Origin of the sequence: uncultured Cytophaga sp. (assembly GCF_937863595.1) — a bacterium.
Taxonomy (GTDB): Bacteria; Bacteroidota; Bacteroidia; order Cytophagales; family Cytophagaceae; genus Cytophaga.
Window position 1 is genome coordinate 1 of the sequence record NZ_CALMGQ010000110.1, and the last position, 7,013, is coordinate 7,013.

Genomic DNA, 7,013 nt, shown 5'->3' on the forward strand with positions numbered 1-7,013 from the left:
GTAGTCATTATGAAATGTAGTCATTATGAAATGTAGTCATTATGAAATGTAGTCATTATGAAATGTAGTCAAAGACTACGAAAAAAAAAAGACACTAGTGACGCTTCGCTTAACACTAGCGCCAGAGAGTATGACATGGTTAGGCACGTTTGCGTACACCAATGTTTAAATTGCAATACATAATTCATTACGCAAACTGCCAACCATCTGTAACTATAAATAGCAAGTGGTTGGCAGTTTATTAAATTATTATTGTTATTTCTTTTTAAGAGTGCACGCACCTAAACCGTGCACAACAACAGCATATATCGTTTACAACGTTGCCATATCAATTACGAATCGATAACGCACATCACCTTTGATCATTCGATCATAGGATGCATGTATGTTTTTGATATCGATCAATTCAATATCTGAAGTAATGTTATGTGCGGCACAGAAGTCAAGCATTTCTTGTGTCTCTGGTAAACCACCTATCAAGGAACCAACCAAACTCTTTCTACCACCAATTAAACTAAAGGCATGTATTTGATACGCACTAGGCGGAACGCCCACACAGATGTGTGTTCCATTTGTTCGAAGCAGAGATAAGTACATATTTACATCATGCTGAGCAGAAACGGTATCTAATATAAAATCAAAATATCCTGTAACCGATTTCAATTGTTCGGCATCCGAAGTCACAACAAACTTATGAGCTCCTAATTTTTTAGCATCGGCTTCTTTTTCTGGAGAAGTGCTCAATACCGTTACTTCAGCGCCAAAGGCTACACCAAACTTAACAGCCATGTGTCCTAAACCACCTAAACCTAATACGGCAAGTTTATGTCCTTTACCTACTTTCCAATGTCTCAAGGGAGAATAGGTTGTAATGCCAGCACACAATAAGGGAGCCGATGCAGCAAGATCTAAGGTGTCACTGATACGCAATACAAAATCTTCGTGCACTACGATTGTATTTGAATACCCACCGTAGGTTGGTGTCTTATGGTCTTGGCCCAAGCTATTGTATGTACCCGTTGAGCCGTTCAAGCAATACTGCTCGAGACCTTCTTTGCAATTATCACAGGTTCTGCATGAATCCACTAAACAGCCTGTACCTGCCAAATCACCGACTTTGAATTTCTTTACATGGGCACCAACTTTTACAATTGTACCAACAATCTCATGACCGGGTACCATCGGAAATATTCCTGGCGACCAATCATTGTGTATCTGGTGCACATCCGAGTGGCACACGCCACAAAAGCGGATATCAAATTGTACATCGTGCGGACCTACTTCTCTCCGTTCGAATGACCAAGGAGCAAGATTTGTTTTTTCGTCTTGTGCTGCGTAACCTTTTGTTTGTATCATGTTGTATGTTTTAAGTATGCGTTTTAAGTTTTAAGAATGTTTGGTATAGACTACTCTATTAAGTTACACATTTTTATCTAGGGTATATGCGTGTTAAAACAGTATGTTTAAAAACGCATATACGATCTATACAGATTTCGTAGTTATAACCGACAACTAAAGCAAAAGGTTTAGTAGAAATAAAAAAATACTGAATGAGTTGTTTAAAATAAAATGGGTTTATAATTCCCATATCAGTGTACAGCTGGCCCCGCACTTGAATCCCCTTCAATTATATTACCTGCCATCTTCTTCTCGCCTCTTAGCAAAAAGATAAGTGCAACACAGGCTGTTGAAGCCATGGACAGAACCATCGGCAATACACTGGATGCATCAAACATACCAACAGCAACAGAAGCCAAAGCTGCAATACCGATCTGCGAAAAGCCCATCATTGCAGCAGCGCTTCCTATATTCTTTGTAAATGGTGCTAATGCTAAAGCCGATGCATTTGGATTTATAAGCCCCACACAACTCAAGAAAATAAACAACATCACTAAAGTTAGATTCAAATCCATCCAACCATTCCAAGCAACGAATACAAATACGATTCCTGTAAGAACTTGAACACGTAAGGCAAAACGAAAAATAGCAACACTTGAAAACTTATTTACCAAAAATATATTTAACTGACTTGCTCCAACAAAACCAATTGAAAGGAAGGCAAAAACCCCACCGTAAGCTTCTTTACTCAAGTGATATAAATCCATGAACACAATTGGAGAGCCTGCTACATAAATAAACAAGGATGCAAAGGAAAAAGAACCAGCAAGGGTATACGTAAAAAACTGCGTATTAGAAAGTATCGAATAATACGTTTTAGACATAGGCTTTAGTTGCAAGGTAACTTCCTTATCGGGCTCTTGCCCGATGGGTAAAAAGAAGAAAACAATTGCAATTGCAAACAATGCAATCAATGCAAGTAATATAAATACGAATTGCCAATTAAAAACGGTAGCAACAAAACCGCCAATGGTTGGAGCCAATAAGGGAGACAAGCCGATGGTTAAAATAAGCATGGCGAAAATACGTGGACCTTCAGAAGGAGGAAAGAAATCTTTTACCATAGCAATTGCTGCAACACCAGCCACACTTCCACCCAATGCCTGAATGAAACGAAGTGTGACTAATGCTTCTACGCTATGCGCTAATGTGCATCCCAGACTGGCTATAATGAAGATACTTAAGCCAATATACAAAGGTGGCTTTCTTCCAAAACGATCCAATATAGGGCCATACATTAATTGTCCCAATGCCATACCAATAAAATAGCTAGATACTGAAAGTGAAATTCGTGCTGTGTTGGTGCCAAGGTCCTCGGCTATCTGCGTAAAGGCTGGAAGATAAAAGTCAATGGCAAAGGGCGAAATGGTTGCCAACATGCCAAGGATAAGCGTAATGAGGTGTTTGTTTTTTGTGTGATACATGAGGTAGTAGGCTTATTAAGAATATTGAATAACAACATAATATTGTTACTCTTCAAACTATATTCTGTTCACAAATATAGTAAATACCTTAGGATAAATTTGCAGTAGTTTTTCTATTGTAAGTATTACGTATTACCCTTTAAGCCCTTAGCATTTATAAGGCGTTCAAGCATTCATCAAATAGAATATCAACGCTACTGCAACCATAAAAATAAATGCAGTGAGTATGGTGATTGAAGAGGTCGAATGTTGATATACACCTTCATTTAATTGTTTGTTGGTAATGCGATAACGTACATACGATAAAATAATGGCAAACATACCTAAGCCTACTAAAAAGATACCAATGGGTGCAGAGTAATGCGTATGAGCTGTAGCATGTTGTATTTTTTTATCCGTATCTATGAGTATGGAAATTTGCTTTACAAATAACGAAAACTTAAATACAACGAAGCCAAGTGTAATGATTCCAATGCTGGTTCGAATCCATGCTAAAAACGTACGTTCATTCGCTAGATAATCGGTTGTACTTGCAGGTCGTTTAATGGGCTCCATGATTTTGCTGTTTGAATGAAGTTACAAAAAAATAATTTAAATGGAATAAATATCGAAAAGAATGAAGATCGAGGGTTCTTATGAATTATTTATAGGCAAGCATATCCGTCACATAATAAAAATAATTTTCATCCGAACGGAATTTGACTCTATTATGAACAACCATTTTTAAATAATTTCAAGAAAACACAGGAAGTGCATTTTATGGATTAGATAAATTTATGTGCACGTTTGAAAGCTCACAGTTCTGAAGAATGAAAAAACCATATCCAAATAATCCCTACGGGATTGCGGGTACATATATATATATGGTGTTTATTTTCTATAAATATGTGACCCTTACCAGGTTCATTACATACTATTAACCCTTTGTGATAATCAATTGATGAAAACCATTAACAAACCTATTATTTACAAATACAATTGGTCAACATAATTTCCAAACCATTTATTCATTAACATTATTGTGTATTGTTTCAAATTAAAAAATCACAAACACGCTCACTATAAAGCACTGACTCCTTTAGGAGTCAGTGCTTTATAGCAAAACACAAATTAACAAAACAAATGCGCGCTACCGAAGGTAGCAATACGATTTCCCAATCAATAAAATAGCTACTTTATTTATTTTTTCCATGTTGAAAACAGTTTGGTTTAGTATATATTTCATACTATGTATACCCTATTAAAATTAAAATGAATGTCCGAAAGTAAAAAAGAACTGTGAATCTTCTTTTGATACCGCATAATCAAAACGCAAAATTGTATTTACATTCCATGCAATTCGCAATCCCATACCTTCTCCAAATCGATAGTTATCTGGATTGGCTACGTTCTTAAAATTATCCCATACTCCACCAAAATCAAAAAACGGAACGGCGCTAAATGCCAGATGTTGCTTATAAATATTCGTTTGGAAAAAACGCGTACGTAATTCAATATTACCAAAGGTCATACCGCGTGCTAAAAACCGTCCTTGCTTATATCCTCTTATGGTATGTGCACCTCCAAGTCCTTCAATACTCCCTTCAGAACTCCACTCATCTTGGTATTCAAAGAAAGGTGCATCCCAAGCAGTATAACCCATACCAAATCGACCCGCTAAAATCATTTTTTTAAATACCGATGGAAGCAATCGTTGATAGCCTTTAATTTGAAAAACAGTTTTATTAAAATTGTATTTAGATCCCAAAGCAGTTGTCGAAAATTCGTCTGTAATTTCTGCAAAGATCCCTTTGCTTGGATCTGTTTCTAAATCACGTGTATCATATACCAAACCACCCTGAATCATACTTATAATCCCATAATTCAATCCTATAATTCTACCTGCATTATTATCTTTTTGCAACAATGAATTTCCGCTAAACGTAGATATCGTAAAGTCTGCAAATTCATATCCACCCAATACACGAACTTTCCCATCGAAGAACGAATGCTCTACACTCGCATTAAAAATAAATTCTTGTTTGGTATAGCCATTGTAATTTTCATTTGCCCCCTTTAATGAATTTTTATAGTCTTTATACTTCGCATTGTTTACCATTGGTTGAGAAGAATCCCCATTCGGATAATAACTCAAGGGGTTTAAGGAACTTTGCGTATTGCCAAAATAAACTAAATTTGGGTTTGATTCGTAACCACCTTCAACACGCAGTCTCCACTTCGTATTAAAAATATACGGTATATCCAATTTAACCATCAACTCACGTTGGTTGCGTGTTGTATTAAAAAGTACAATATCTAACTTCTTTCTATAAGGGGTAAAGGCAAAAAAAGGATCTGATTTTTTACCATTAAAATAAATCGAACCTTCCACTCCATAACCGAAGCCATTTAAGGGATCCGAACTAAACTCTGGCACACCTGTTACATAGCTACCTTCACGTTTATTGGATAAATCTTCTTCCGACAGCCGCTTCACATCTGAAATTCGAAAAGGTAGTTCTGCAGAAGCGGAAGCAGAATCTTCGAGCGTAACGTTCAACGTACTATCCATAACAACTTGCGCAATAATTTTAGTAGGCAAGAGCATGGATACTATTAGTACAAAGCATGAAATAGCAAACAACTTAATTTTAAACATAAAAGGAATAGTAACAGGTATAAAACATCTAAAAGGAATCTTGCTACAAGTTCTATTTGAAAACTGGAATGTTTCTGGAATAACAAAAAGGTTTTTACGTTGCGTTGATGGAAGCAGGAAAACAGGATCGAAACACCTTGATTACAGCAGATTATAAAACCTTAATTGGTAATAGAACTAATAAATAATTATTTAAAAATAGTTTTACAAAATCAATACAATTGTACCCGCGATAATAAGCAATGCTCCTATTGCTAGTTTCCATGTTAGGACTTCTCCAAGAAACAATACAGACAAAATGATGGCAAGTGCTACACTCAATTTATCTACTGGGGCTACTTGAGAAACTTCTCCGAGTTGTAAGGCTTTAAAATAAAAGATCCACGATAATCCGGTAGCGAGTCCAGATAAAATCAAAAAGAGTAAATTCTGTTTGGTAAGTGTACCAATTCCGGGTAGTTCTTTTCTAAAAAATACAATACCCCAAGCAACGATTACTATTACTACGGTACGTATAGCAGTTGCTAAATCCGAATTGACACCCTTAATTCCAACCTTGGCAAAGATCGCAGTTAAGGCAGCAAACAAGGCTGATAATAAAGCGTAAGTCCACCACATCGTTATAATTATGAATTGATTTAGAAGTTCTACCAAACAAAAAAAATAAGACAAGCACCAATCAGGTCTATTTTATTATTTTCTACCAACTTACATAATTAGCAATTAAATCTGTTTACTTTCTGTACTTCATTTCTTATTTATTAAAAATATACGATCGTTATGCAAACCATATGCTTAAAGAGATTGAACATAAAAAAAATGTTATGAATGAATTATTTTTTTGTATATTAAATAAACAACAAACCAATTACGCTTATGAAAAAATATTATTTTGCATCCATGTTTCTATTCCTAGGGTTTGGAAGCTTTGCACATTCAACAACCGCATCTCCCAACAAGAACACTTTTATTGTAGCAGATTCTGCAACTGCAAAAACAGCTGAGCAAAAAGCAATGGATCATGCGACGTATTTAGAAAAGAAATTAACATTAAACGCTACTCAGAAAAAACAAGTCTATGCAGCAACCTTAGAACGCGTGAAAGGAAAAGCAGCCTTGAAATCCAAGTACAAAGGTGATATGTCAAAGGCGCAGCCTGAGTTAAACCAATTAAAAGCAACGAATGATGCATCCATAAAAAAAGTATTGACAGCAGATCAATTAAAAAAATGGGAGTTACTTCAAGAAGATAAAAAAATAAAAAGTGAAGAGCCTGCAAAAATAAACCAATACGATCCTACAATTTTGGATAGTCAATGGTAATCTGAATAATACACATGCACAAACAAAAAAATCTAAGCGTATATGGCTTAGATTTTTTTGTTTAATGACATATTTGGTTCGTATTAATGAAACAGTAATCCCCTATTAAAAAAAACCGAACCACGAATCAACCTGTTTTTATGCCATTCGGACAACAACATACTGAACTTTGATAGTACGCATAACTATCAAACAGCCCATTGTCTGAACCACTGATTCAACGGATTTAA

General features: G+C 35.6%; 6 protein-coding genes. 1 reads left to right on the forward strand and 5 read right to left on the reverse strand.

Features of this window, described 5'->3' with window-relative positions; all coding sequences use genetic code 11:
• Positions 1-312 precede the first annotated feature (312 nt).
• From Q0543_RS10000 to Q0543_RS10020, 5 genes are all read right to left on the reverse strand, one after another.
• Complete coding sequence (locus Q0543_RS10000; RefSeq protein ID WP_299252126.1) at positions 313-1,356, reverse strand: NAD(P)-dependent alcohol dehydrogenase; 1,044 nt, start codon at positions 1,354-1,356, stop codon at positions 313-315.
• Between the two features lie 233 nt (positions 1,357-1,589).
• Entirely contained in the window at positions 1,590-2,822 is a 1,233-nt protein-coding gene (locus tag Q0543_RS10005) for a multidrug effflux MFS transporter (RefSeq protein ID WP_299252128.1), read from the reverse strand.
• Between the two features lie 165 nt (positions 2,823-2,987).
• Positions 2,988-3,377 carry a DUF202 domain-containing protein gene (locus Q0543_RS10010; protein ID WP_299252130.1) on the reverse strand — a complete coding sequence of 130 codons (390 nt, stop codon included), beginning with the start codon at positions 3,375-3,377 and terminating at the stop codon, positions 2,988-2,990.
• A 691-nt stretch (positions 3,378-4,068) separates the two neighbouring features.
• Positions 4,069-5,460, reverse strand: a complete 1,392-nt coding sequence (locus Q0543_RS10015; RefSeq protein WP_299252133.1) for a DUF5982 domain-containing protein — start codon at positions 5,458-5,460, stop codon at positions 4,069-4,071.
• A gap of 204 nt (positions 5,461-5,664) precedes the next feature.
• Positions 5,665-6,078 carry an EamA family transporter gene (locus tag Q0543_RS10020; protein WP_299252136.1) on the reverse strand — a complete coding sequence of 138 codons (414 nt, stop codon included), beginning with the start codon at positions 6,076-6,078 and terminating at the stop codon, positions 5,665-5,667.
• A 258-nt stretch (positions 6,079-6,336) separates the two neighbouring features.
• Here Q0543_RS10020 and Q0543_RS10025 point away from each other — a divergent pair, with 258 nt between their 5' ends.
• On the forward strand, positions 6,337-6,783 hold the full coding sequence (locus tag Q0543_RS10025) for a hypothetical protein (protein WP_299252139.1): 447 nt from the start codon (positions 6,337-6,339) through the stop codon (positions 6,781-6,783).
• Positions 6,784-7,013: the final 230 nt, after the last annotated feature.